This is a genomic window from [Clostridium] aminophilum DSM 10710, from assembly GCF_000711825.1.
Taxonomy (GTDB): Bacteria; Bacillota; Clostridia; order Lachnospirales; family Lachnospiraceae; genus Clostridium_R; species Clostridium_R aminophilum.
On record NZ_JONJ01000003.1, the window covers coordinates 44,150 to 67,473 of the forward strand.

Annotated in this window: 27 protein-coding genes; all 27 read left to right on the top strand. The window is 50.1% G+C overall.

Going from position 1 to position 23,324, the window contains the following annotated elements; all coding sequences use genetic code 11:
- The first annotated feature begins 7 nt into the window (after positions 1 to 7).
- The 27 genes from BR86_RS0103675 to BR86_RS0103810 all read left to right on the top strand — a co-directional run bounded on the left by BR86_RS0103675 (position 8) and on the right by BR86_RS0103810 (position 23,322).
- Complete coding sequence (locus BR86_RS0103675; RefSeq protein ID WP_031471645.1) at positions 8 to 460, top strand: flagellar export protein FliJ; 453 nt, start codon at positions 8 to 10, stop codon at positions 458 to 460.
- Between the two features lie 33 nt (positions 461 to 493).
- A complete protein-coding gene (locus BR86_RS0103680) occupies positions 494 to 1,792 on the top strand; it encodes a flagellar hook-length control protein FliK (RefSeq protein WP_031471646.1) in 1,299 nt (432 codons plus the stop codon).
- 9 nt (positions 1,793 to 1,801) lie between these two features.
- Positions 1,802 to 2,266: a flagellar hook assembly protein FlgD gene (locus BR86_RS0103685; protein ID WP_031471647.1), complete on the top strand. Its 465-nt coding sequence runs from the start codon at positions 1,802 to 1,804 to the stop codon at positions 2,264 to 2,266.
- Positions 2,267 to 2,446: 180 nt separating this feature from the next.
- Complete coding sequence (locus BR86_RS0103690) at positions 2,447 to 3,439, top strand: flagellar hook-basal body complex protein (protein WP_031471648.1); 993 nt, start codon at positions 2,447 to 2,449, stop codon at positions 3,437 to 3,439.
- 54 nt (positions 3,440 to 3,493) lie between these two features.
- On the top strand, positions 3,494 to 3,703 hold the full coding sequence (locus tag BR86_RS0103695; RefSeq protein WP_031471649.1) for a flagellar FlbD family protein: 210 nt from the start codon (positions 3,494 to 3,496) through the stop codon (positions 3,701 to 3,703).
- A gap of 25 nt (positions 3,704 to 3,728) precedes the next feature.
- On the top strand, positions 3,729 to 4,532 hold the full coding sequence (locus BR86_RS0103700; protein ID WP_031471650.1) for a motility protein A: 804 nt from the start codon (positions 3,729 to 3,731) through the stop codon (positions 4,530 to 4,532).
- On the top strand, positions 4,532 to 5,455 hold the full coding sequence (locus BR86_RS0103705; protein ID WP_075034419.1) for an OmpA/MotB family protein: 924 nt from the start codon (positions 4,532 to 4,534) through the stop codon (positions 5,453 to 5,455). Before BR86_RS0103700 ends, BR86_RS0103705 begins: the two co-directional genes overlap by 1 nt.
- Positions 5,456 to 5,492: 37 nt before the next feature.
- Positions 5,493 to 6,611, top strand: a complete 1,119-nt coding sequence (locus tag BR86_RS0103710) for a flagellar motor switch protein FliM (RefSeq protein WP_031471652.1) — start codon at positions 5,493 to 5,495, stop codon at positions 6,609 to 6,611.
- Positions 6,612 to 6,665: 54 nt separating this feature from the next.
- On the top strand, positions 6,666 to 7,034 hold the full coding sequence (locus BR86_RS0103715; protein ID WP_031471653.1) for a response regulator: 369 nt from the start codon (positions 6,666 to 6,668) through the stop codon (positions 7,032 to 7,034).
- Positions 7,035 to 7,066: 32 nt separating this feature from the next.
- Positions 7,067 to 7,519: a flagellar basal body rod protein FlgC gene (flgC, locus tag BR86_RS0103720; protein ID WP_031471654.1), complete on the top strand. Its 453-nt coding sequence runs from the start codon at positions 7,067 to 7,069 to the stop codon at positions 7,517 to 7,519.
- A 22-nt stretch (positions 7,520 to 7,541) separates the two neighbouring features.
- Complete coding sequence (gene fliN, locus BR86_RS0103725; protein ID WP_031471655.1) at positions 7,542 to 9,014, top strand: flagellar motor switch protein FliN; 1,473 nt, start codon at positions 7,542 to 7,544, stop codon at positions 9,012 to 9,014.
- Entirely contained in the window at positions 9,011 to 9,364 is a 354-nt protein-coding gene (gene fliO / locus BR86_RS0103730) for a flagellar biosynthetic protein FliO (protein WP_051684567.1), read from the top strand. The genes fliN and fliO overlap by 4 nt, the downstream gene beginning before the upstream one ends.
- Entirely contained in the window at positions 9,364 to 10,020 is a 657-nt protein-coding gene (gene fliP / locus BR86_RS0103735) for a flagellar type III secretion system pore protein FliP (protein WP_031471657.1), read from the top strand. The genes fliO and fliP overlap by 1 nt, the downstream gene beginning before the upstream one ends.
- Before the next feature lie 12 nt (positions 10,021 to 10,032).
- Positions 10,033 to 10,296, top strand: a complete 264-nt coding sequence (locus tag BR86_RS0103740; protein WP_031471658.1) for a flagellar biosynthetic protein FliQ — start codon at positions 10,033 to 10,035, stop codon at positions 10,294 to 10,296.
- A 4-nt stretch (positions 10,297 to 10,300) separates the two neighbouring features.
- The gene (locus BR86_RS0103745) at positions 10,301 to 11,050 is read left to right on the top strand and encodes a flagellar biosynthetic protein FliR (RefSeq protein WP_031471659.1); all 750 of its coding nucleotides are present in this window, start codon (positions 10,301 to 10,303) and stop codon (positions 11,048 to 11,050) included.
- Positions 11,051 to 11,075: 25 nt separating this feature from the next.
- Positions 11,076 to 12,146, top strand: coding sequence for a flagellar biosynthesis protein FlhB (flhB, locus tag BR86_RS0103750; RefSeq protein WP_031471660.1), 1,071 nt, complete (start codon positions 11,076 to 11,078; stop codon positions 12,144 to 12,146).
- Between the two features lie 30 nt (positions 12,147 to 12,176).
- Positions 12,177 to 14,360 (top strand): flagellar biosynthesis protein FlhA, encoded by a 2,184-nt coding sequence (gene flhA, locus BR86_RS0103755; protein WP_031471661.1) that lies wholly within the window; start codon positions 12,177 to 12,179, stop codon positions 14,358 to 14,360.
- A gap of 18 nt (positions 14,361 to 14,378) precedes the next feature.
- Complete coding sequence (locus tag BR86_RS0103760; RefSeq protein WP_031471662.1) at positions 14,379 to 15,134, top strand: sigma-70 family RNA polymerase sigma factor; 756 nt, start codon at positions 14,379 to 14,381, stop codon at positions 15,132 to 15,134.
- Between the two features lie 81 nt (positions 15,135 to 15,215).
- The gene (locus BR86_RS0103765; protein ID WP_031471663.1) at positions 15,216 to 16,073 is read left to right on the top strand and encodes a flagellar hook-basal body protein; all 858 of its coding nucleotides are present in this window, start codon (positions 15,216 to 15,218) and stop codon (positions 16,071 to 16,073) included.
- Positions 16,074 to 16,227: 154 nt separating this feature from the next.
- Positions 16,228 to 17,079, top strand: coding sequence for a flagellar hook-basal body protein (locus BR86_RS0103775; protein WP_031471664.1), 852 nt, complete (start codon positions 16,228 to 16,230; stop codon positions 17,077 to 17,079).
- A 71-nt stretch (positions 17,080 to 17,150) separates the two neighbouring features.
- A complete protein-coding gene (locus BR86_RS0103780) occupies positions 17,151 to 17,768 on the top strand; it encodes a chemotaxis protein CheC (protein WP_031471665.1) in 618 nt (205 codons plus the stop codon).
- Positions 17,769 to 17,771: 3 nt separating this feature from the next.
- Positions 17,772 to 18,254 carry a chemotaxis protein CheD gene (locus tag BR86_RS0103785; RefSeq protein ID WP_031471666.1) on the top strand — a complete coding sequence of 161 codons (483 nt, stop codon included), beginning with the start codon at positions 17,772 to 17,774 and terminating at the stop codon, positions 18,252 to 18,254.
- Positions 18,255 to 18,275: 21 nt separating this feature from the next.
- Positions 18,276 to 19,226: a chemotaxis protein gene (locus BR86_RS0103790; RefSeq protein ID WP_031471667.1), complete on the top strand. Its 951-nt coding sequence runs from the start codon at positions 18,276 to 18,278 to the stop codon at positions 19,224 to 19,226.
- A complete protein-coding gene (locus BR86_RS0103795; RefSeq protein ID WP_051684568.1) occupies positions 19,207 to 19,620 on the top strand; it encodes a late competence development ComFB family protein in 414 nt (137 codons plus the stop codon). Before BR86_RS0103790 ends, BR86_RS0103795 begins: the two co-directional genes overlap by 20 nt.
- Before the next feature lie 265 nt (positions 19,621 to 19,885).
- Positions 19,886 to 22,402: a flagellar filament capping protein FliD gene (fliD, locus tag BR86_RS0103800; protein ID WP_031471669.1), complete on the top strand. Its 2,517-nt coding sequence runs from the start codon at positions 19,886 to 19,888 to the stop codon at positions 22,400 to 22,402.
- Between the two features lie 65 nt (positions 22,403 to 22,467).
- The gene (locus BR86_RS0103805; protein WP_031471670.1) at positions 22,468 to 22,875 is read left to right on the top strand and encodes a flagellar export chaperone FliS; all 408 of its coding nucleotides are present in this window, start codon (positions 22,468 to 22,470) and stop codon (positions 22,873 to 22,875) included.
- A gap of 27 nt (positions 22,876 to 22,902) precedes the next feature.
- Positions 22,903 to 23,322: a hypothetical protein gene (locus BR86_RS0103810; protein WP_031471671.1), complete on the top strand. Its 420-nt coding sequence runs from the start codon at positions 22,903 to 22,905 to the stop codon at positions 23,320 to 23,322.
- Positions 23,323 to 23,324: the final 2 nt, after the last annotated feature.

Below are 23,324 nucleotides of genomic sequence, written 5' to 3' on the forward strand. Positions count from 1 at the left end.
GTATCGTATGAAGCAATTTCATTATAGTCTTCAGTCAGTTCTGGAATATGAAAATGGCGTGCTGGATAAGTTGAAGGGAGAATATGCGGAGCGCATGAAGCTTGTCAATGACAAGAAGAACTTCATTGCACAGCTGCAGAAGAAATCCTCTGATCTTTTGGATGAATTTGACGCGGTGAAACATGAGGGCGCTTCCATCGAACGGTTCCTTCTCTACAGCAGCATGATCGGCAGAATTGAAGAACAGATACGGAAGGAACAGGAGAGACTGGCCAGACTGGAAGATTTTGCGGCAAAAAAGAAAGAAGAAGTCGTCGCGGCCAACATTGACGTTTCCAAGTTTGAGAAACTGAAAGAAAAAAGAAGAGAAGAGTACCATATACAGGTACAAAAAGACCAGGAAAACTTTATTGATGAATTTGTCAGTTACCAGTCAAAAACCCGTGACAATGCATCCTGATCACAGAATGCGGAAAAAGGAAGGAAATGGAAAATGGCAATGGTGACCAGAGGGATTGAAAGGTCAGATACAACAGTAAGAACAGTGGCAAAAGCAGACGGCGGCACAGGGCCGACATCTGCTTCTGCTGCGTTCAGTGAGATCCTTCAGAGTGAGTCGAAAACTGCGGAGAACGGCACCAGGACGTCTGCGGATCATCGAAGCACAAAAAACGACAGAAACGACAACGATACAAACCGGGAAGTTTCGGGCATCGAGAAGAATTCTGCAAAGGCCGCGACTGCGGACAAGAAGGATGACGAGAAGGAAATCCTCACAAAGGCGGAGACAGAACTCAGCATTTTGTCCTCAATGATGAATGCACAGGTGGTTCCGGAAAAACCGGCGGAACTGACCGGAACCGGCAAACCGGAACTGGCCGTTGCGTCCGCGATTCCGGAGGACGGTGCAGAGGACGGAAAACTCTCGGAGATTGCTGAGACTGTTCTTGAGGAAGGTGCTCTGTCAAAATTTACAGAGGAATCCGGCGGGCCGGTGAAGACGGCAGAAAATACTGCCTCCTCCGGTAAAAAGGAACCGACCGGACCGGCTTCGGATCCGGAACTTCTTGCAAAGGCAAAGAACACGGGAGAAGAGAAAATCCTCACCCCGAGACCGGCAGAGGGACCTGCGAAGAGCGGCGGAACCGGTAACGGACCTGCTTCGGAGGCGACCGGCGCCGGCGGTATGAAAAAACCGGAACCGTATGATTACGCCTCACGAGGAAGGGATGCCGTGCGGAACGGATATTCAACGGAGGATGCTGCGGCGATGAACGCGGCAGACGGTCTGAAGACTCAGGCAACCGCACAGCCGGCAGAAGCTCCGGGGGCGGCTGCGGTGCGGCAGGTGCCGACCTATGAATTTGAAACAACCGATGACAGCCTTGTGGATGATGTGAGCGGTTTCATGGCGAAACATATGCCGTCGAATGACGGACGTATGATTCTGGAACTGAATCCGAGAAATCTCGGGAAAATCACCATTGAGGTTGAATATAAAGGACAGGAAGCGCATATCACCATGACGGCGAGCAGCACGAAAACGGCCGATATTCTCAGCCGTGGTGCGGAGTCCATGGGAAGCATCCTGACCAGAAGAACAGGCAATGATACTCAGGTCTATGTGCCGCATGCGGGCACGTCAGATTCCGGCAGGGATGCAGCTGAGAAACGCGAGGGAAGCGGAGAAGGCAGACAGCAACAGGAGGCGCGGCGTCAGGAACAGACGCAGAAAGGCGATGCGAGGGAATCAGACAGTTTCCTCTCGAGAATGCGCCTCGGATTGATGTAAGGAGGACCAATGGCAGAAATTTCAGGTGTCAGCAGCTCATCAACGGATGCATATTCGCAGAACACCTACTCGGTTGGACAGAATGACAAGAATACGCTGAATATTCAGAGTTACTTTAAACTTTTGGCAGCGCAGCTGGCAAATCAGGATATGACCAGCCCGATGTCCAACAGCGAGCTGATGGCACAGATGTCGCAGATGGCGATGGTACAGTCTCTGACCGCCATGACGGATTCGGTCAACAGTCAGATTGCATTCAGCAAGCAGACGTACGGACTCAGCATGATCGGCAAGCAGGTTACGGTGACGATTCCGGGAGATGAACTGACCGGAACACAGGCATCATCCAAGACCGGTATCGTTGAATCGATCAACCTCACCGGAGATGATCCGACGATTAAATTAAAGGGCGATATCACGGATTATAAACTTTCCGATGTATCGATTATTTCTGACGGCTCATCAAATAACTGATCTTATTTTTTGACTGGTACATAACGTTTTTTATTTCTAAAAAAAAACAGTTGATGTATAATAAGAAAAAGTGATATGTTTATGGGCGTCGCATTTTCTGACGATTAATATCTGAGGACCTTAAGGGCTCAGACACAGGCTTCCGGAGTATCGGCCCGGATAGATAAAAAGGAGATTAATATGTTAAGAGCGATGGACAGTGCAGTTGCGGGATTACGTTCTCATCAGAACAAGCTGGATGTAATCGGAAACAATATTTCGAACGTTAACACATTCGGCTTTAAGTCTCAGAACTACACTTTCAAAGATGCGATGTATCAGACAGCCAACGGGTCCAGCGGCGGTAAAGCACCGACCGGAACCGATGCATCTGTAGCCGGCGGTGTCGGCGGTACCAATGCCGCTCAGTTCGGTTATGGATCCATGCAGGGAACGATCACAACTGATATGACAAGTTCTACACCGTCTTATGTCGGCGGATTTAACGCAGCGATCAACGGATCCGGATTCTTTATCACAAAGTCCACAGCGGACAAGATCGACCAGTCCGGTTCCACTGCACAGGAAAACAGCGACAAGCTGAAGGCGGCGGCAATCTCCTACACCAGAGTAGGACAGCTCTCTGTCGATGCGAATGGCTTTGTGGTTGATGCCAACGGAAACTATGTATTCGGTTTCCAGCCGGAGACACCGAACGCATCCGTTCCGAACTACGATGCGAACAAGAATAATCTCGTAGCGCTCCGTGCCCCGCACGTTGAGGCGGAAGGCGGCGGTGATCCGACTTATTCCTGGGATGAGCCGTCCCAGCTGAAGTCCGTATCCATTGATAACGACGGAACGATCAAGGGCGTTGTAGATGCAAACGGACAGGCAGCGACCGTCATCATCGGTAAAGTTGCGATCGCTTCTTTCCAGAACCAGGACGGTCTTCTGAAGGCAGGAAACAACACCTTTACCGCGGCAGTCGGCGACAATACCGGTGTAGCCGCAGCGACCATGCCGGGAGGATCAACCCCGACACTTCTTGCCGGATACCTTGAGGCGTCCAACGTTGACCTCGCAAAGGAGTTCTCTGACATGATCACCACACAGAGAGGTTTCCAGGCAAACACCAAGATGATTACCGTCAGCGATCAGATTCTCGAAGAGCTGGTTAACATGAAGCGGTAAAAAAAATTTATAATATTTCTGTTGACGTCGATTTTTTTAGAAGGAACGTATAGTATGATTAGGCTGACAAGACTGAATGGCGAACCGATCATCCTGAATTATCTTCAGATTTTGTATTTTGAAGAGATTCCGGAGACAAAGGTAAAACTCGCCAATGGAGACTATTATCTTGTAAAAGACAGTGTGGAATCAATCAAACAGCAGGTGCTTGCGTTTCTGCACGATGTCATTTCATTTGACAGCAAAGAAAAAGTTACTCTGTAAATCTGACTGAATCTGGGGATGGAACATGGATTTTACGACACTAATTGGATGGATCCTCGCTGCGGTTCTGATTGTCAACGGTATCGGCGTTGATAAGCTTGGAAACTTCTTCGATATGCCGAGCCTTCTGATCGTAGTCGGAGGTACGATTGCAGGTCTTGTAGCCTGCTATCCCTTCCGGATACTGAAGGATATTCCGAAACATATCGGTATCTGCTTTCGAGGAAAGAAATACAATATTCCGAAGACGGTCGATCAGATTATTGATCTGGCGATGATTGCAAGACAGAATGGTCTTCTCGCTCTCGAAGAAAAAGCGGAGGAGATCAAGGAACCGTTTTTCAAATCTGCGGTTCTTCTGATTGTGGACGCGAACGATCCGGATAAAGTCCGGGCCGTTCTGGAACGTCAGGTTGAAGATATGATGAGCCGTCACGAGATTGCCAAGGGACTTTACGTAAAAGGTTCCGCTCTTGCACCGGCCTTCGGTATGATCGGTACTCTGGTAGGTCTGATCAACATGCTGAAGGGCATGGACCTGTCAGGAAGCGGCGGCGCCAGCACCCTTGGTCAGGATATGGGTGTCGCGCTGATCACAACATTCTACGGTTCCGCCTTTTCCAATATCATTTTCCACCCGATCGCTCAGAAACTCGGCGTTCGTGAGGATGAGGAGATCCTTTATGACACAACAGTCATCGAAGGTGTTCTGGCGATTCAGGCAGGAGAGAATCCGAAGTCCATTCGCGAACATCTTCTTGCTTCGCTGCCGCAGTCGGTTCAGAAGAAGCTGATGAAGAACGCAGGCGACGGAGGAGGAGAAGGCTGATGAAGAAAAAAGGAGGAGGCGAAGACGGCGGCGGTAACTGGATGGACACGTATGGTGACCTCGTTACCCTGCTTCTGACATTCTTCGTTTTGCTTTATTCGATGTCCAGCGTGGACAGTAAAAAATGGGATATCTTCGTACGAAGCATTTATCCGGACGGAAAAACCCCGAGCGAAAAAGCCGCATCACAGACTCCGCTGATTGTGGACAGTGAGGCGGAGAAAGCGGATGAGACGACCGAGACACAGGCTGATCCGGCCGGTGATCCGGTCGCTCCGGAGAATGAGATTCCGGACAGCGAAGATCTCTATATTCAGATTGCCGCTGCGCTTCAGCAGGCCGGGGTTTCCGATGTTACGGTAACCGGCGGCGAAGACTATACCTTTGTTGTATTTAAAGACAAGGCTTTCTTCGGCGGAGACAGTTCCGTGCTGACCGACCAGGGAAAGTATATTTTGGATATTTTCTGCGACACTATCAAAGATTCAAATGACGCGATCTCGCAGATGAACATTATGGGTCACACCGCCAAGGCAAATCCGAATCAGGATAACAGTGTCCGCGGCGACCGAATGCTTTCGGGTATGAGAGCATCAGAAGTTTGTATCTATATTCAGGAGAAGGGAATTGTCGATCCGGACAAGCTGGTCAGCATTGGCTTTGGTCAGTATCGTCCGCTCGAATCCAACGACACAGCGGAAGGTAGGGCTTCCAACCGTCGCGTAGAAATCCTGATTATTGATAAAGATGCGAAGGAACGCAGCATCGAGGATTACTATAAAGAGATTCAGGACAACATCAACGGCGACACGACCGTTATCCTGCGGGAGGACGGATCGTATGCAAATCAGGCGGCTCAGGGCGCCGATACAGGTGTGGTTGATGGCGCCGCTCCGGCGGTGGAACCTGTACCCGGTAACTGATCGATGCAGAACAGCTTTCAAGTGGGGTGTTTAGCAAATGGCAGATGTACTGTCGCAGAGCCAGATTGACGAACTGCTGAAATCAATGGCCGGCGCAGCGCCGGAGGAAAAAAGCGCTCCTGAAGAGGCGAAACCAGCCGAGAAAAAGGAAGAGCTGAACAAATACGATTTCTACAGTCCTCGTAAATTCACAAAAGAGAAGATTAAGCTTCTGCGGAGTATCTTTGAGAACTATGCGCGAATTCTGACCTCTCAGGTCAACGGATTGTTCCGCGTTATGACCGACATTACGGTTATAGAGCTCAGAGAGACCCGATATTATGAATATGTCAACAGCTTCCATGAGAATGACTGTATGACAATTGTAGACACATATGTCCCGGAGATGGGTAAAAACAACATTCCGATGATGTTCTATACGACCCCGGGACTGATCATCATTCTGATCAATCACATGTTGGGCGGCGGAGATCAGATCATTCAGGTCGATGATGATTACCGCTATACCGATGTTGAGATGGCGCTCTATAAGAGAGCGCTGGAATACATCATCCACGCAATGAATGACGGATTTTCAAACTACATCAATGTTGATTTCCGGATGCAGCGTGTGGAAGAAAACCCGTCCATGCAGCAGGAAGTCGGACTCGACGAGACGGTCGTTATGATTGTTCTGAACGTCGATGTCTCCGGTCTCGCGGCAGAAAAGATCCGGATCTGTATTCCGGGGACGCTGCTGGAGCACATCTTCCGTGTGATTGATAACCGCAAACATCTTGCACGCGGTTTTGCGTACGAGAACAATACCGATACCATTATGGAACACCTGAAGGGAAGCACATTCCCGATGACGGCGCAGCTCGGTGTTGTGAAACTCGACATATCCGATCTCTATCACCTTCAGGTTGGTGATGTGATCGATATGAATAAACCGAAAGACAGTACGGTTCGTCTGTTTGTCGGAAGACAGCCATGGTTCCACGGAACGATGGGAGTCTATAAAAAGAACATTTCCGTCTCCATCACGGACCTGATCACCGATCAGAAGCTCGATGATGAGGAACCCGGGGAGGAAGAGGGAACGATCGCCGAAGTGATCAAGGTTGCCGAAGAGGCACCGGAGATCGTGGAAAGCACAGCAGACACAGAAGGGTGATCCCTGACGTAACCCGTCAGAGAAAATAACTATCAAACAATTGAGGAGATTATTATGGCTAAGATTATGCTTGTTGACGACGCTGCATTCATGCGCATGATGGTGAAGAACTCTCTCACCAAAGGTGGTTTCGCGGACTGTGAATATGTAGAAGCACAGGACGGTGCGGAAGCTGTACGTAAGTATGACGAGGAGAATCCGGATCTGGTTATCATGGACATCACCATGCCGAACATGGACGGACTTCAGGCTCTGAAGAAGATCCGTGAGGCTCATCCGGACGCAAAGGTTGTTATGTGTACCGCGATGGGACAGGAGTCCATGGTTGTTGATGCCATCAAGTCCGGTGCAAAAGATTTCGTTGTTAAGCCGTTCAATGCGGAAAGAATTACCGCAACCGTAAAAACAATTCTGGGAATGTAATCATTAATTAGGACTCAAAAAGGAGAATGGGGATGTCTTTTTTAGGTTCGTTTGATATTAGTGCATCGGGTATGAGCGCCCAGCGTCTCCGGATGGATATCGCTGCGGAGAATATCGCCAATGTCGATACCACTCGTACCGAGGCAGGCGGTGCATACCGCCGTAAAGATGTGGTATTCCAGAGTTATGGGGACAACAGTTTCAAAGATGCCCTGAAAAATGCTGCAAAAGGCAATGGATATGTTTCCAAGCGGACGCCCGGAGTTCGGGTCTCGAATATCATCGAGGACGACCGTGAGCTGAAGCGTGTTTACAATCCGTCCCATCCGGATGCAGACGCAGACGGATATGTGGAACTGCCTAACGTCGATGTCCTGAAAGAGACGGTGGACAGCATGTCCGCCACCAGATCTTATGAGGCTAATGTCACTGCTCTCAATGCTATGAAAGCGATGGCTCAGAAGGCGCTGGAAATCGGGAAATAATCACGGATAAGGGGAGTTACAGATGGCATCAGCGAATTTTAATCCAATGGAAATCGACGCGATCGGCGAGATCATGAATATCAGCCTGGGCGCGTCGGCTACCGCTTTGTCCACCATGCTTGGGGCAAAGGTAAATATCACAACACCGATTGTCAAAATCCAGAACGCGCAGCAGTTCGAGTTCAGAGAGCTTGAACCGGCTGTTGGCGTTGAGATTTCGTACACCGTAGGTCTGGACGGAAATAACGTCATGATGTTCAGCCGGAACGATGTCCGCATTATTGTAGGGATGATGATGGGCATGGAGATTCCGGAAGATGAGTTCGAGATGGACGAGATGAACGAGTCCGCCATCCGCGAAGTCATGAACCAGATGATGGGTTCCTCCGCGACAGCCATGTCCGAATTCCTCGGAAAAACGGTTGATATCTCCACACCGAGATCCTTCGAGGTTCCGAATGAGAAGGAATTTAAGGAGAGATATTTCCCGGGAGAAGAGGAACAGGTTGTTGTCCGCTTTGACCTTGAAATTGAAGAAAAACTGCAGAGCCAGTTCATCAACCTGATGTCCACATCGCTCGTGAAGAAGCTGTTAAAGCCGTTCGCTGAGCAATACGGACTGGATCTCGGAGAAACTTCGGATAATGCAGAGTCTGCAGCGGAAAGCGCAGCTCCGGCTCTGGAACCGGAAGCACCGGCGGCAGAAGCCCCGGCCCCGGCCGCAGAACCGGCTTCTGCCCCGGCCGCAGAACCGGCTCCGGCTGCGACAGGAGCTTCCGACGGCTCCGGAAAACTTGATCAGGCAGCGGCAGATGAGCTTTTAAAGAGTCTTCTCGCCGGTACAGCTGCCGATCCGGGAGTGGCAGCGGAAGCGCCGGCTCCAAGTCCGGCCCCGGCCCCGGTTCCGGAAGCAGCACCTGCACCGGCTCCCGCCCCGGCCCCGGCGGCAGAAGCTCCGGCACCGGCACCGGTCCCAGCACCTGCACCGATCCCGCAGGCACCGGCAGCAGCAATGCCGCAGCAGCCGGTTTACGCCGCAGGACCGGATCCGATGACACTGCAGATTCTGAATCAGATGCAGCAGTCTCAGACGCAGATGATCGAGCTGATGAAGCAGATGCAGGAAGACCGCCGCAGAGATGCGGAAAGACCGGCTCCGCAGCGTGACAGCATGCTTGTCACTCCGATGAATCCGCAGCAGTACAATGATATTCCGCCGAATTCCGGAGAGATGGAAGCAAACCGCCAGATGCTGATGAAAGTTCCGCTGGAAATTTCGGTTGAAATCGGCAGAACACGCAAGCTGGTAAGCGATATCCTCGAGTATACGCAGGGTTCTCTGGTTGTCCTTGACAAGATGGCCGGTGAGCAGGCGGATCTCTATGTTAACGGCGAGTGCATCGCCCACGGAGACATCGTAGTTGTCGAAGATAACTTCGGTATCCGTATCACGGAGATCCTCCGGAAAGACATCAATGCAGAGATTCTCGGATGAATGATTTAATATCGATCGTTTCCGGAATTCTGGTATTGATCCTGATTCTGATGATGGCGTATTTCGCCAGCAGATTCCTCGGGAAAAATTACATGAGGAATATCGGAAACAGCCATATGAGAATTATTGATCAGTTTGCGATCGGTCAGGACCGGTCGCTGCTGATCATTAAGATTAAAGAAAAATACTATCTGATCGGTTCGGCACCGGGCGGCATCCAGATGCTGACGGAGCTCGAGGGCGAGTTTGAAGAGCAGGACAGAGTAGGGACTTCCGGCTCGGAGAGCTTTGCACAGTATATCAGTCGATATCGCGATCAGCTCACAAAGGGAAAGGACCACAGTAAATAATGGGGAGTTTACTGACAGAGTTAAACGGCGGTAATGTACCGTCCCTTGAACTTGTCTATACGATTACACTGGTAGCGTTACTGCCATCGATCGTCATTATGATGACGTCCTATACCAGAACGATCATCATCCTTTCATTTACAAGAAACGCGATGGGAGTGCAGCAGACACCTCCGAATATGGTGCTTGCAGGAATTGCACTCTTTTTGACGTTGTTTATAATGTCCCCCACTATCAAGGAGATCAACGAAACTGCCTACCAGCCCTACAAGGCCAGGGAGATCACGCAGGATGAGGCTATCAGCCGAATGGCTGTTCCGATGAAAGAATTCATGCTCAGGAACACAGAGCGCGCTACACTGGAGCGTTTTGTCGACATGGCCGGAATCGATCATCAGGAAAAAGTCACGGATTATCCTCTGACGGTGGTAACACCTGCCTTTATGACTTCCGAACTGAAACGGGGGTTTATGGCAGGTTTCTTGCTTTATCTCCCGTTTCTGCTGATTGACATCGTCGTGTCCACAACGCTGATGGCAATGGGTATGGTAATGTTGCCGCCGACGATGGTATCGATGCCGTTCAAACTGCTATTGTTTATTACGATGAACGGATGGGAACTGCTGTTTACGAACATCGTCCAGAGTTTCCGATAGGAGGACAAAGCTATGAGCAGTGGAGATGCACTGGATATCATGTACCAGACGTTTCGTCTGGCTGCGGAGATTGCGCTTCCGCTTCTTCTGGTCAGCCTGATCGTGGGCATCATTATCGCGCTGTTTTCCGCGGCGACACAGATCAACGAGCAGACACTGACCTTTGTTCCGAAACTGATTGCGATCGGTTTGATCCTTGCCGTTCTCGGAAGTACGATTCTTGCCAAAATGCAGGATTTTGCGACGATGGTGTTCGCGATGATCGCGACGGGGTGATACGATGCTTCTGCTCTTTTTGCTGATTGTCATGAGAATGAGCGGAGCGCTGGCATTCAATTCTCTGTGGGCCAGAAGCGAGATGCCGTCGCTGATGAAGGGAATGTTCATTCTGATGCTGAGCATTATGATGTATACCTGGATCGGAGGACCGACGGAGTATGAGGTGACAAGCCTTGTGGATGCCGGAGTTCTGATGATTCGGGAGATGATTGTCGGATTTGCTCTCGGATTCGGGATGGAACTTTCGTTCATGATCGTGCGGTTTGCCACATCGATCATGGATTTCTCCATGGGTCTGAATATGGCGCAGATTTATGATCCGCAGACGAACTCGCAGTCCTCGCTGACCGCTTCTCTGTATGTTGCTTTCATGATGTTGCTCTTTTTCACATCGGATGCACATCTGAAGTTTTTTGAGATTCTGTTTCGGACTGCGGAGACGATTCCTTTCGGAACGCCGTCGATTTCCGGAAATCTGATTCATTTCATTCTGAAGACGTTCAGCGACTGCATTATCATGGGACTTCAGTTTGCATTTCCGATTATCGCGATTGAGCTTCTGACAGAGGTTGCACTCGGAATACTGATGAGAGTCATTCCGCAGATCAATATGTTCAGCATCAACTTTCAGATGAAGATCATTGTGGGTTTGTCCATGCTGGTCTTTCTGTATAACCCGATGTCCGATATGCTGGTTCAGATTATGAAGCAGATGATCGATAATCTGGAAAGGATTTCAACGATGCTGTGAGCACCGGCCCGGGAAAGGATAGGTTATGGGAGGAGACGGAGAAGAAAAAACGGAACAACCTACCCAAAAGAAGATTCAGGATGCCAGGAAAGAGGGTAACGTTCTTCAGAGTAGGGATGCGGCGACGCTTCTTGTTCTTCTCGGAGTATTCACCGTGATAAGGGTGTCGGCTCCGTATATCTGGAGCAACTGCTCCGTATTTCTCCGGTACATCATCGATCAGATCGGGAATGCCGGAGCGGAAGCAATCAGCGGACCGTTGTTTTATCAGTTTATTGTCATTGCGGTGAGCTGTTCCGCGCCGGGACTTCTCGCGGCGATGGTGCTTGGCATCATTGCCCATGGCGCGCAGACACGATTCAATGTCGCGTTTAAGGCCGTTAAGCCGAATTTCGGAAAAATGAATCCGATCAGCGGCGTGAAGAGGATGTTTTCTCTCCGCAGTTTTGTGGAATTTCTGAAGAACCTGATCAAGATCATGTTCCTCATCATATTCCTCTACACCATCATCAAAGACGATATTCTTCCGATTTCCCGGATGCTTCATATGAGCATTATGAGTTCGGTTGTGACGCTGATGGGAATGCTGTGGGATCTGGTGATCCGGGTTGCCATGGCATTTGCGGCAATCGCATTTTTTGACTTCATGTATCAGAGATGGCAGTATAACAAAGATCTCATGATGACGAAGCAGGAAGTAAAGGATGAATACAAGATGACCGAAGGTAATCCGGAGGTCAAGAACAAAATGAAACAGGCGCACCGCCAGATGTCAAACCAGCGAATGATGCAGGATGTTCCGACGGCGGATGTCGTTGTCAGAAACCCGACCCACGTCGCTGTGGCTCTGAAATACGATCCGAAGCAGCATGCAGCACCGTTTGTCGTGGCGAAGGGACTGGATCATATTGCCCTCCGTATCATCGAGGTGGCAGAGGAGAACAACGTCCCGTGGGTTGAGAATAAACCGCTTGCCAGAAGTATTTACAGCGCATGCGAGGTAGGTCAGATGATTCCGTCTGAATATTACGGCGTTGTCGCAGAGCTTCTCGTTTATATCTACAGACAGGAACACAAAGAGGAGCTTCTCCGGTAAGTATGACAGAAAGGAAATCAGGAACGTAGTATGAAAAAATGGACCAAGATCATCGCAGAGAATTCCATCGTCGTTATGGCGCTGGTCATCATTCTCCTGCTGATCATTCCGCTCCCGCCGGCTCTGGCGGACGCAGCGATTATCCTGAATATGGCAGTATCCATGATGATCCTGGTCATCACTATGACGATTCATGATCCTCTGGAATTTTCCATCTATCCGTCACTGCTCCTGATCACTACACTGTACCGACTCGGAATCAACGTTTCGACAACCAGAAACATCCTTTCCAGAGGCGGTTCTTCCGGTCAGGTCATCGCTTCGTTCGGTGACTTCGTACTGCAGGGAAATGTTGTTGTCGGCCTGGTAATTTACCTCGTTATCGTTCTCATGAACTTCACGGTTATCACGAAGGGTGCGGAACGAGTTGCCGAGGTTTCCGCAAGATTCAGCCTCGACGCGATGCCGGGCAAACAGATGGCGATCGACTCCGACCTGAACGCCGGACTGATCGATGAGAGAGAGGCGGCAAAGCGCCGAAGCAAAGTACAGAGAGAATCCGATTTCTACGGATCCATGGATGGTGCGACGAAGATCGTTAAAGGTGACGGTATCATGTCGCTCATCACCACCGCGATCAACCTGATCGGCGGTTCCATTATCGGTATGGTTCAGGGCGGACAGGATATTTCCACTGTCCTTAACACATATACCATCGCAACCGTCGGTGACGGTCTGGTCGGACAGATTCCGTCCCTTCTGATTTCCACGGCGACCGGTATGATCGTTACCCGTGCGGTAGCGGAGGGATCCCTGAACGAGGATATCTCGAAAGAGTTCCTGGATCAGCCGAAGGCGTTTACCATCGCCGGTCTGATCATTTGTACACTCGTTGTTATTCCGGGAATGCCGGTGATCCAGATTCTGATCGTCGGCGGAGGATTCGCCGCTGCCGGATGGTATATGGCAAAGCGGATCGAGAGGGAACCGGAAGTGGTCCGGGCCGCGGCATATGCGGCGGCGACGCAGGGGGCCATCGGAGGAGCGGAACCCGACGCCGGGGGCGCGGCCGGAGGTGTCGGCGGAGCACAGGCAGAGGCACCGCAGGAGGCGAAAGCACCCGAACCGGTGTCCGAGACGGACTTCTTCAAAGATATCAACAACGTCTACGGCCTGCTGCAGGTAGAGCCGGTTGAGATGGATTTCGGATACAGTCTGATACCGCTGGCGGACGAATCTTCCGGCGGACGTCTGATCAGCCGTATCATCATTTTCCGGAGAAAATATGCGCAGGAGATGGGACTGGTCATTCCGTCCATCCGGCTTCGCGACAGCGCGACGCTCGGCACGAATGAATATGTGATTAAAGTCAAGGGCGAGGAGGTTGCCAGAGGTGAGATTCTCACCGATTACTTCCTGGCTTTGCAGCCGGAGAATCCGGATAAAGAAATTGACGGTATCGATACGATCGAACCGGCCTACGGTATCCCGAGCAAATGGATCCGCCCGGAGCAGAGAGAGAGAGCCGAGCTTTACGGCTACACCGTTATCGATCCGCTTTCGGTTATGGTCAGCCACCTCACCGAGGTGATCAAGCAGCATGCATTTGAGCTGATCAGCCGTCAGGAGGTATTCCGACTGGTGGAGAACCTCAAAAAGACCGCACCGGAGCTGGTAGAGGAGGCGTTCCCGTCTCTGATCAGCTACAACCTGATGCAGAAGGTACTGACCATGCTGCTGAAGGAAGGCGTGTCGATCAAAGATCTTGAAACCATTACCGAGACCATGGCCGATTACATTATGGACACCGGTCTTCCGGTAAAGGATATAGACCAGCTCGTGGAACAGGTCAGAGTCAGTCTTAAGAGAACCATTACGCGAATGTATTGTGAGGATGGCAATATGCGCGTGGTTACGCTGGACGCCGAGCTGGAACGCAGTATGGTAAGTTCGCTTTCGAAGGGGGAAAACGGATATTATCTCGCACTTAGTCCGGATGTTCTGCAGAGTCTTGTCCGGCAGGTATCCGAGCAGGTCAGAAAGTTCACCGATCTGTCTCAGACGCCGGTCATTCTGACTTCAGAAGTAATGAGGGCACATTTCTATCATCTGATCGAACAGTTCTATCCGAACGTTCGCGTGCTTTCATTCAATGAGGTGGCAAGCAATGTGCAGATTCAGGCCATAGGGAGCCTGAAACTGGAACAAGGGTAACTGATTAGGGGGTGTTTTATGAACATTGAAGAGATGACAAACGAAGAGCTTTTCAAGGCATATCATGAAACCGGAGACCAGGCGATCCGGCAGGCACTGACACTGCGATATGTGTACATTGTGAGAACCGTTGCGTACAGAACAAGGGATATGTACAGCGGTTCCATGCAGGCGGAAGACATCATCAACGAGGGTGTGATCGAGATCATGAAGGCGATCGACCGCTATGATCCGGAAAAGGATAACAAGTTCGAGACCTTTATCTCGAGACGTATCCGCGGCATGGTCATCGATATGATCCGCCGCAGCGACTGGATGCCGCGCAACTTCCACAAGGAACGCCGCAGCATTGAAGACGCGAGAGAAGAAATGATGCGCGATCTCGGAAGAGTTCCGTCCGATGAAGAGCTGGCAGAACGTCTGAACATGGATGTGAAGCGGATCCAGCTGATACAGAGAGTGCAGAACTGTACCAATGTGCTCTCCCTCGACATGACATTTGACGAGGATGACGAGTCGGTATTCCAGGTACCGACCAAAGACCGCGATACCATGCCGGAAGAGTCTTTCTTCCACGGCGAGACGGTCAGTGAACTCACTGCCGCGATCGAGTCGCTGAAAGACAAAGAGAAGATGGTGGTTTCTCTGTATTACGTGGAGGAACTGAACATGAACCAGATTGCCGAAGTGATGGAGATCAGTCAGCCGAGAGTATCCCAGCTCCATTCTTCCGCGATCAAAAAACTCAAGAATTATATGCAGAAACTTGCATGACAGGCAAAAACATTATAAATACTGATTTTGCGCCGAATAAGTTAAGAACAGGTAGATCAGGGATGCCTTGGAGGATTTAGAATGTATCAGGGTTTTTACAATCTGACGAGCGGCATGCTCACACAGCAGAGAAATCTGAATGTGGTCAGCAACAATATGTCCAACACGCAGACGGCCGGATATAAGAGCGATACAATGGTGACCAGCACATTCCAGGAGGAGATGCTTCTCCGCACCGGAAGAGTGAGCAAAGGAAATCCTCAGGACATGGGCATCACCAGTAAGATCCGGACTCAGACCGAGACCATCACGGACTATGAACAGGGTTCCATGGAAGATACCGGAAGCAATCTGGATTTTGCAATCATGGGAGAGGGATTCTTCTCTGTTCAGACTCCGGGCGGTGTTCAGTACACCAGAAACGGTTCGTTCATGATCGATGATGAAGGATATCTCAGTATTTCCGGCAGAAGCGGAGAAGGACGTGTTCTCGGAACGGACGGACAGCCGATTCTGATCAAGGATGAGCGGTTCTCCGTCGATTCCGACGGAAACATTTACGCTCCGAAGCCGGATCCGGTCAAGAAATCTGAGGATGACGAGGAAGAAGAGACGGAATATGAGACCGATGAGAACGGTAATATAATCCTGCCTCCGCCGGAAAAGTACGGACAGATCGCGGTGACCCGTTTTGACGACGTCAGTACGCTTCACCGGGAGGACAACGGTCTCTATACTTCGCCGAATCAGGGAACCATCGTCAACGGACAGGACGGATCCCAGATTCTGTGGAAGAATCTGGAGAAATCCAATGTCGACATGGTTCAGGAGATGACCACGCTGATGAGTTCGCAGAGAGCGCTTCAGAGTGCGGCCCAGATGCTGAGAATGTATGATCAGGTGATGGGAAAATCCTCCTCGGATGTCGGAAGACTGTAAGGAGATGAAACGATCCTCCGCGCGGAATTCATGAAATTCACAGAAGCGCGGACAGAGAATGACTGTAAATGATATTACAGGAAAAAGAGTCAGATAAAAGAATCTCCGTTTCCGTCCAGGAAGCGCAGATTCCGGATGATAAGGAGCAGGATTTATGAATACTTCCTTCTGGACCGGAGCTGTCGGTGCAAATGCCGCAAACAAAAAGCTTTCCGTTGCTTCCAACAACCTTGCGAATGTAAATACCAACGGCTTTAAAGCCCAGGAAGCTTCTTTTATGGAGCTCATCAATTACAATCTGAATGACTCCCGGGAGGCAACGACGAATCTGCAGGCCGGCGCAGGAGCGCGGGTGGCTAGAACGCCTGTGAACTTCAGCACCTCCGGATTTGCGGCAACGGGCAGTCTGAATGATTTCGCCATCGGTCAGGACAATGCGTTCTTTATGATTCAGGACCCGGCCACGGGAGATATCACCTATACCCGTGACGGTCATTTCCACATTTCGACCGAGAACCGGGCGCCGGAGGGCGACGACGAGACCGGAGCGAAATGTTTCCTTGTGACACAGGAAGGCAAGTACGTTCTGGATCAGTTCGGCAAACCGGTGGAAGCGGAGAATGTTCCGGATATGGAAAAGCTTCTCCGGGATTCCGCAAAAATCATGGGTTCGGAAGATGCGGAGGAAGAAGAGGAAGAAACCACCGATGAGGACGAAGACTCCACGGAGGAGAAACCTCATTTAGCCGTTTATACTTTGCCGCATCCGAGCCGATTATTATTAGAGGGCGCAAATGAGTACCGCATCGCGGACGGCGATACGCTGAATACGCCGGTTGTTCTGAATAAACCCGTTCTTCAGCAGGGATATCTGGAAACTTCCGGAACCGATATGGCGCAGGAGATGACGAGAGTGATCGAGGGCCAGCGGGCATTTGCATATGCACTTCGAATGGTTACGACATCCGATGAGATTGAGGGAACCATCAATCAGCTTCGTAACTGATAAAAAACAGGTTTTGTGAATGGAGCAGATTTTTGATCTGACACTATACACAGGAAGAGAGTACACAGAAGATGCGTATTAAAGACTACGGAGATATGAATCTCCAGGAACTTGACGTAATGAAAGAGATCGGAAGCATCGGCACCAGCCATGCAGCCACATCCCTTTCACAGATGCTCATGAAAGAGGTTCGAATCGCCATTCCGCAGGTCAGCATTCTGGATTACAATGAAGCGCTGAGCCGAATCGGAGATGCGGAGGAGATCGTCGGTGCAACGCTGGTTCAGATGAGCGGTGACCTGAACGGTCTGATGCTTTTCCTGTATAACAAGGATTTTGCGAACACCATTCTGGGCAAACTTCTCGGTAAGACCTACGATAATTTTCTGGAATTTGATGATATGGACCGCTCTGCGATGGTGGAGATCGGTAATATTATCATCTGTTCCTATGTCAATGCCTTTTCCGAACTCATTGACATGAACATCAAGATGTCTGTTCCGAGTTCCACAATTAATATGCTGGGCGGTATTCTTACCGTTCCGATCGCTGCGTATGGCTATGAGACGGATAAGCTGATGTACTGCAACGCGGATTTCGTCGTGGAGGGACAAAAGCTGAGCGACTGGCTGCTGATGCTTCCGGACATCGAGTCTCTGAACCATATACTTGAGAAGCTGGGAGTGTAACAGATGGAGAAACAACTCAAGGTTGGAATCGGAGACATGAAACTGACCAGAGGATCGGGTACAATCATCACCTATGCGCTTGGATCCTGTATCGGAATCTCATTCTATGATCCGACGATTAAGCTTGGTGCGCTGCTGCATATTATGCTTCCGGTGCGCCAGAACCCAAATGATGCCAATATTTTTAAGTATGCAGATACCGGTATTCCGGAGACGGTCCGCAAGCTTCAGGCTTTCGGACTGGTACGTTCCAGAGCAATCATCAAGATTGCCGGCGGAGCGAAAATGTTTGAAATCAGCGGAAACAGCAGTTTCGGCGAGATCGGTGCAAGAAACATCGCTGCAGTACAGCAGATCCTTCAGAGCGGAGGATTCCGCATTGTGGCCAGAGATGTCGGATTGAATTATGCGAGAACCATGAGTCTGGACGTTGAGACCGGAGATGTCAAGATCCATACATTCGGACATCCGGAAAAGCACTTATAATAATCACGGGAGGAACCATACATGAGCACAGAGAAAAAAGACGGAATTCTGCTTGAATCCGGAACCAATGAGATTGAAATTATGAAATTCCAGCTCAACGGAGAATTCTACGGAATCAACGTTGCGAAGGTAAAAGAGATCCTTATGGCACAGAAGGTTAAGTCCATGCCGCATTCCCATCCGGCAGTAGAGGGCTTCTTCAAACCGCGTGGTTCTCTGATCACGGTTATCAATCTTTCGCAGTATCTCTATGGAGAGACACACGAGCACAGAGAGAGAGATCTGTTCATTGTCACCGCATTCAACCATATGCAGATTGCATTCCGCGTCGATACCATCGAAGGTATCAGCAGAATTTCCTGGAAAGCGATTCAGAAGCCGGATCGCACGCTCGGTTCCGCCGATGCTTCGGTTGCTACCGGTATCGCGCAGTGTGAAGGTCAGCTTGTGACGATCCTTGACTTCGAGAAGATCGTAGCCGAGATCGCTCCGGAGACCACAATCCAGATGTCGGAGATCGAGGAGATGGGCGATCGCCCGCTGAGCGCTTCCCCGGTTGTTCTGGCAGAGGATTCCATCCTTCTTCAGAATATGATCACCGAGGCGCTTCAGAGAGCCGGATATACCGATCTCACCAAGTTCAACAACGGTCAGGAAGCATGGGATTATCTGAGCGGTATTGCCAACGACAAAGATCTCTACGATAAGGTCAGCATCATCATCACCGATATCGAGATGCCGATGATGGACGGTCACCGTCTCACCAAGCTGATCAAGACCAACAAGAATCTGAAGAATATTCCGGTTGTCATCTTCTCGTCCCTGATTGACGAGCAGATGCGTGCAAAGGGCAAGGAGCTTGGAGCAGATGAGCAGCTTTCCAAGCCGGAGATCGGGCATCTGGTAAATATTATGGATTCCCTGATTTCAAAGTATGAAGAGGATAAGAAGAATGACTTCAAGAAACACTGATCGCAACCCGAATGTTCAGGTTGTAAATGAAGACTCCGAGAATAATGTTCTGGCAGAAAAGATCCGGGGCAGCCTGGAGATTGAACTTTCTCAGAACAAGCCGGAAGATGACGCTTTTCATACCATCAATGTTATGCAGAATATTCTCGACAGTGAGGATCTTCTGAAATATATGGAACAGACGGACTGCTGCACCTGCGAACGCTGTCAGGCCGATGTCAGGGCACTCTCCCTGACAAAGCTTCCGTCGAAATATGTGGTTATCCGCAAGAATGATACCAGCCCGACAATCAGCTTTTACCGTGAAAAATACCGGATGGATATCATTTCCACAATCATGCGGTCGGCGGAGGAAGTGAAAGCACATCCGCATCACGGACAGGAAAGAAATTAAAAAATATAGACTCAGACCGAAAGCTCCTTTCACGCGAGAGGGGCTTTTGGTTCTTTTTCATTTACGCGACTAACTCGCCAAAGCCCACGACCCGTGAGACTCTGGCGACTGCCGCGAAACGCTCGAAACTCGCGAAGTGTGTTTCGACTCGTTTTCAGAACAAAAGTTATGAAATTATAAAAACGGTCGATATTTCACAAAAGAGTTTTTTTTGTTATGATAGACATGTTTGTGAAAACATGGAATTAAAGGAGGAGTTGTCATTATGGCAGTATCTTCAACCAGTTCAACCTCGAGCGGAATCGGCAATACTTCGCTTCGAGGCTTCGGCGGTATGGCCTCCGGGCTTGACCGGGATTCTCTGATTGAGGCCATGACACAGAGAACCAACACTAAGATTACCGAACAGCGTCAGGAGATCACAAGGACAACCTGGAAGCAGGAGGCTTACCGTGAGATCACGGACCAGGTGCTCGATCTTGAGGACAATTTCCTGACATTTACGGGAAATTCCAACATCAAGGACGCTGATCTTTATGAGAAGAGTGTTGTCACGACTGAAGGATCTTCGGACAGCACGAAATATATTTCTGCGTCCGGAATTTCCGATATGACAACTCACGTTGCCATTGCCGGAGTAAAACAGCTTGCAACATCGGCAACGCTCGTTTCCGCGACCAAGGGTGAGGCAAAACCGATTCAGACCAGAATTTCTGCCGACGCGGCGATTGCCAGGTCCAATCTGTCCGGAAAATCGCTTGATCTGAAGCACAGCAGTGGAAGAGTGATCCAGATTGCGTTTCCGGTAAACTACATTGAAACTGCTGCGGATCCGGAGAACGAAGGATCCACCATGACGATCGACTACAATGCGGATCTCTCCACGCAGGAAGCCAAGGAAGAGTTTATCCGTGAGATCAATCTTGGTCTGAAGCAGAGAAAAGTAACGACCGGAACAGACGGCGACTATATTCAGCTGAAACTCGACGGCGATAATATCAAACTGACATCGGAGCTCGGAACGGATCTCAGCGAATACACTGTTTCCGCATCCAGTACCGCAGCGTCGGCGCTTGGATATGCGGTTGACTTCCGGGCGAACAATTTCACCATCAGCACCAACGACGGGGACACCAATGCGTATCGTTCGACACAGTCTACCAGTATGGCGGATTTCCTGAAGAACAATTCGATGACGGTTTCCTACGGAAGCACCACGGCAGAGCTGAATCTGGTCAATGACAAAGCGCTGGAGAAGACCGGTCTTACCATGTCGGATATTACAACCGGCGATCTGGACGGTATGGACAAGGAGTCTGACGAGTACAAGGAAGCGCTTGCACAGAAGACCGAGAATCTCCGCAAGGTGGTTCAGCAGACCATGGACAGCCAGTTTGGCTCCAGAAAAGTCAAGGTTGAGGTGAAGGACGGAGCGCTCGCGTTCAACTCATACGATGACACAACCGTTACACTTCATTCGGATGACTCGATGATCCGCGACAACTTCGGTATCGATAAGAATGCATCCAACCGTGTCAACACCAGTCTGTCTCTTTTTGCAAACAGAGAGAAGCTCGGTCTCGGCGATTACGGGACAGAGGAAGAACTGAACGAGGCACTGAAGGACCTGACCATTAACGGAACCAAGATTGAGGGTATTACAGCCTCTACTTCCGTCAATGTTCTTTTAAAGAAGATCAACAATTCCGACGCCGGCGTGAAGGCTTCGTACCTCAGCAACAGCGGACGTTTTGTTCTGATGGCAACGGATACCGGATCCGGCCGTGAGATTGATCTCGGCGCGGAGAATTCCATCGCGCAGAAGATCTTCGGAACGAAGAATGCGTTCGGATATGAGGACGGTTCGTCTCAGGACGGTCAGGATGCGCAGCTCACCTACATTTACGGCGGAAGCGTAAAAGAGACCATTACCAGCAGTACCAATACCTTTAATATCGATGGTCTGGAGGTGAAGGTCAGCGGCACCTTCGGATATGAGAAGGATGCGGACGGCAATCTGACGGACAAACTGGACACATCACAGCAGGTAACCTTCTCCGCCAAGGCAGATGTTGACGGCGTAACCGAAAGAGTAAAGAAGTTCATCGAGTCCTACAACAAGATTGCGGAGAATGTCTACAAGCAGGTTACCACAAGACCGGATAAGTCCTATAAGCCGTTAACCGACGAACAGAAGGCTGAGATGAAGGACAAGGAGATCGAAAACTGGGAGAACAAGGCGAAAGAGGGCCTTCTTTACGGGGAGTCTTCCGTGCGTTCACTCTCGGATTCGCTTCAGGGAGTAATCTCCAAACTGATTTCGGGCGGCGTCAGCTACGACGATATGAAGGAAATCGGCATCACCATGTCGGATGACACTTTCGACGGCGGACAGATCAAGTTCGACGAGGATAAGTTCAAGGCGGCAATGGAAAAGAATCCGGACAAGGTTTCCAGGGTGATTGCCGGCGACGGTGACAATGTAAAGGGTCTTGCGAAACTCGTCGAGGATACGCTTACCCCGTATGCGACCCGGTATGCGACCAGAAACGGCAATTCCTACGGACGGCTGGTCGAGGAGGCAGGATCGGAGAAGCTTCCGCTCACCATCCGCAACAATCAGTCCTTTACCACGCTGAAGACTCAGAATTCGCTTCTGGAGACTCTGAAGACACAGCTTTCGACAGAACAGCAGAGACTAATCAATAAGTATACGGCACTGGAGACGGCCATCAGCAAGATGAACAGCCAGTCTTCTTACCTGTCCGGCATTTTTGGTTAATAAAAACCGGAAAACCGACAGAGGAAACGTGCCCTTGATCAACGAAGAAAGGATCGCAACGAATCATGGCTAATCCGTATCAGAAGTATAAAGATGAAAGCATTCTCTCCATGAGTCAGTCAGAGCTGCTTCTGCTCTGTTATGATGAGGCAATCACCAGCCTGAAGAAGGCCGAGATTGCGCTGGAGGATAAGGATTATGACCTTTTTGATGCAGCCATCGGGAAAGCAGGAAAGATCGTGCGCTACCTGACAATGACGCTCAATATGGAGCAGCCGTTGTCATATGAACTGAAAAAGCTTTACAACTATGTAAACTTTGATTTGGGAAGACTTTATGCGGGCCGTGAAAGACGAAAAGACGAGCTTCCGGCTCTGATTCAGATTCTTTCCGATCTGCGTGACGGATTCCGCGAGGCGAGCCTGATTGCGGGGAACCTGGGCACTCCGCATGAATCGAAAATAGTCGGTTAAACAAGATTCGTTTCGGGGAGGTTATGAATGGCAGTTGTAGAAAAAGATACACTGGTCGAACAGGTAGCTATCCTCCTGCAGCGAAGATATAACATTTTCACGGAAATTTTGAATCTGACAAATGATCTTCTGGAAGCGGCGGGAAGAAGAGATGATGTGTCCGTCTCTCTTCTTCTCGATATGCGCCAGGAAAGTCTGGAAAAATGCGAAGACAACTGGCAGGAACTCCGGCAGTTGGGGGAAAACCCATCCAGTGAGGGGCGGTATGTGAAAAAACTTGTTTTTCAGGATCCGGAAGGAATCGCTCCGACAAACCGGATGGAACAGAAAATTCTGGATCTTCGCGTCCGGCTTCTGGACAGAATCCGGGAGGTTAAGGAAAAAGACAGGATGCTGAGCCTGAACATGGCTCAGGAGAAATCGTATTATTCGGGCAGAAATCGTTGACA

What these genes read in the sequence shown, in the direction of transcription:
- BR86_RS0103765 (WP_031471663.1), top strand. Translation starts at nt 15,216, where the DNA reads ATGTATCAGGGTTTTTACAATCTGACGAGCGGCATGCTCACACAGCAG.
- BR86_RS0103705 (WP_075034419.1), top strand. Translation starts at nt 4,532, where the DNA reads ATGAAGAAAAAAGGAGGAGGCGAAGACGGCGGCGGTAACTGGATGGAC.
- BR86_RS0103785 (WP_031471666.1), top strand. Translation starts at nt 17,772, where the DNA reads ATGGAGAAACAACTCAAGGTTGGAATCGGAGACATGAAACTGACCAGA.
- BR86_RS0103695 (WP_031471649.1), top strand. Translation starts at nt 3,494, where the DNA reads ATGATTAGGCTGACAAGACTGAATGGCGAACCGATCATCCTGAATTAT.
- BR86_RS0103780 (WP_031471665.1), top strand. Translation starts at nt 17,151, where the DNA reads ATGCGTATTAAAGACTACGGAGATATGAATCTCCAGGAACTTGACGTA.
- fliN (WP_031471655.1), top strand. Translation starts at nt 7,542, where the DNA reads ATGGCATCAGCGAATTTTAATCCAATGGAAATCGACGCGATCGGCGAG.
- BR86_RS0103745 (WP_031471659.1), top strand. Translation starts at nt 10,301, where the DNA reads ATGCTTCTGCTCTTTTTGCTGATTGTCATGAGAATGAGCGGAGCGCTG.
- flhB (WP_031471660.1), top strand. Translation starts at nt 11,076, where the DNA reads ATGGGAGGAGACGGAGAAGAAAAAACGGAACAACCTACCCAAAAGAAG.
- BR86_RS0103810 (WP_031471671.1), top strand. Translation starts at nt 22,903, where the DNA reads ATGGCAGTTGTAGAAAAAGATACACTGGTCGAACAGGTAGCTATCCTC.
- BR86_RS0103710 (WP_031471652.1), top strand. Translation starts at nt 5,493, where the DNA reads ATGGCAGATGTACTGTCGCAGAGCCAGATTGACGAACTGCTGAAATCA.
- BR86_RS0103790 (WP_031471667.1), top strand. Translation starts at nt 18,276, where the DNA reads ATGAGCACAGAGAAAAAAGACGGAATTCTGCTTGAATCCGGAACCAAT.
- BR86_RS0103685 (WP_031471647.1), top strand. Translation starts at nt 1,802, where the DNA reads ATGGCAGAAATTTCAGGTGTCAGCAGCTCATCAACGGATGCATATTCG.
- BR86_RS0103775 (WP_031471664.1), top strand. Translation starts at nt 16,228, where the DNA reads ATGAATACTTCCTTCTGGACCGGAGCTGTCGGTGCAAATGCCGCAAAC.
- BR86_RS0103805 (WP_031471670.1), top strand. Translation starts at nt 22,468, where the DNA reads ATGGCTAATCCGTATCAGAAGTATAAAGATGAAAGCATTCTCTCCATG.
- BR86_RS0103740 (WP_031471658.1), top strand. Translation starts at nt 10,033, where the DNA reads ATGAGCAGTGGAGATGCACTGGATATCATGTACCAGACGTTTCGTCTG.
- BR86_RS0103680 (WP_031471646.1), top strand. Translation starts at nt 494, where the DNA reads ATGGCAATGGTGACCAGAGGGATTGAAAGGTCAGATACAACAGTAAGA.
- BR86_RS0103700 (WP_031471650.1), top strand. Translation starts at nt 3,729, where the DNA reads ATGGATTTTACGACACTAATTGGATGGATCCTCGCTGCGGTTCTGATT.
- flgC (WP_031471654.1), top strand. Translation starts at nt 7,067, where the DNA reads ATGTCTTTTTTAGGTTCGTTTGATATTAGTGCATCGGGTATGAGCGCC.
- flhA (WP_031471661.1), top strand. Translation starts at nt 12,177, where the DNA reads ATGAAAAAATGGACCAAGATCATCGCAGAGAATTCCATCGTCGTTATG.
- fliO (WP_051684567.1), top strand. Translation starts at nt 9,011, where the DNA reads ATGAATGATTTAATATCGATCGTTTCCGGAATTCTGGTATTGATCCTG.
- BR86_RS0103715 (WP_031471653.1), top strand. Translation starts at nt 6,666, where the DNA reads ATGGCTAAGATTATGCTTGTTGACGACGCTGCATTCATGCGCATGATG.
- BR86_RS0103690 (WP_031471648.1), top strand. Translation starts at nt 2,447, where the DNA reads ATGTTAAGAGCGATGGACAGTGCAGTTGCGGGATTACGTTCTCATCAG.
- BR86_RS0103795 (WP_051684568.1), top strand. Translation starts at nt 19,207, where the DNA reads ATGACTTCAAGAAACACTGATCGCAACCCGAATGTTCAGGTTGTAAAT.
- fliD (WP_031471669.1), top strand. Translation starts at nt 19,886, where the DNA reads ATGGCAGTATCTTCAACCAGTTCAACCTCGAGCGGAATCGGCAATACT.
- BR86_RS0103760 (WP_031471662.1), top strand. Translation starts at nt 14,379, where the DNA reads ATGAACATTGAAGAGATGACAAACGAAGAGCTTTTCAAGGCATATCAT.
- fliP (WP_031471657.1), top strand. Translation starts at nt 9,364, where the DNA reads ATGGGGAGTTTACTGACAGAGTTAAACGGCGGTAATGTACCGTCCCTT.
- BR86_RS0103675 (WP_031471645.1), top strand. Translation starts at nt 8, where the DNA reads ATGAAGCAATTTCATTATAGTCTTCAGTCAGTTCTGGAATATGAAAAT.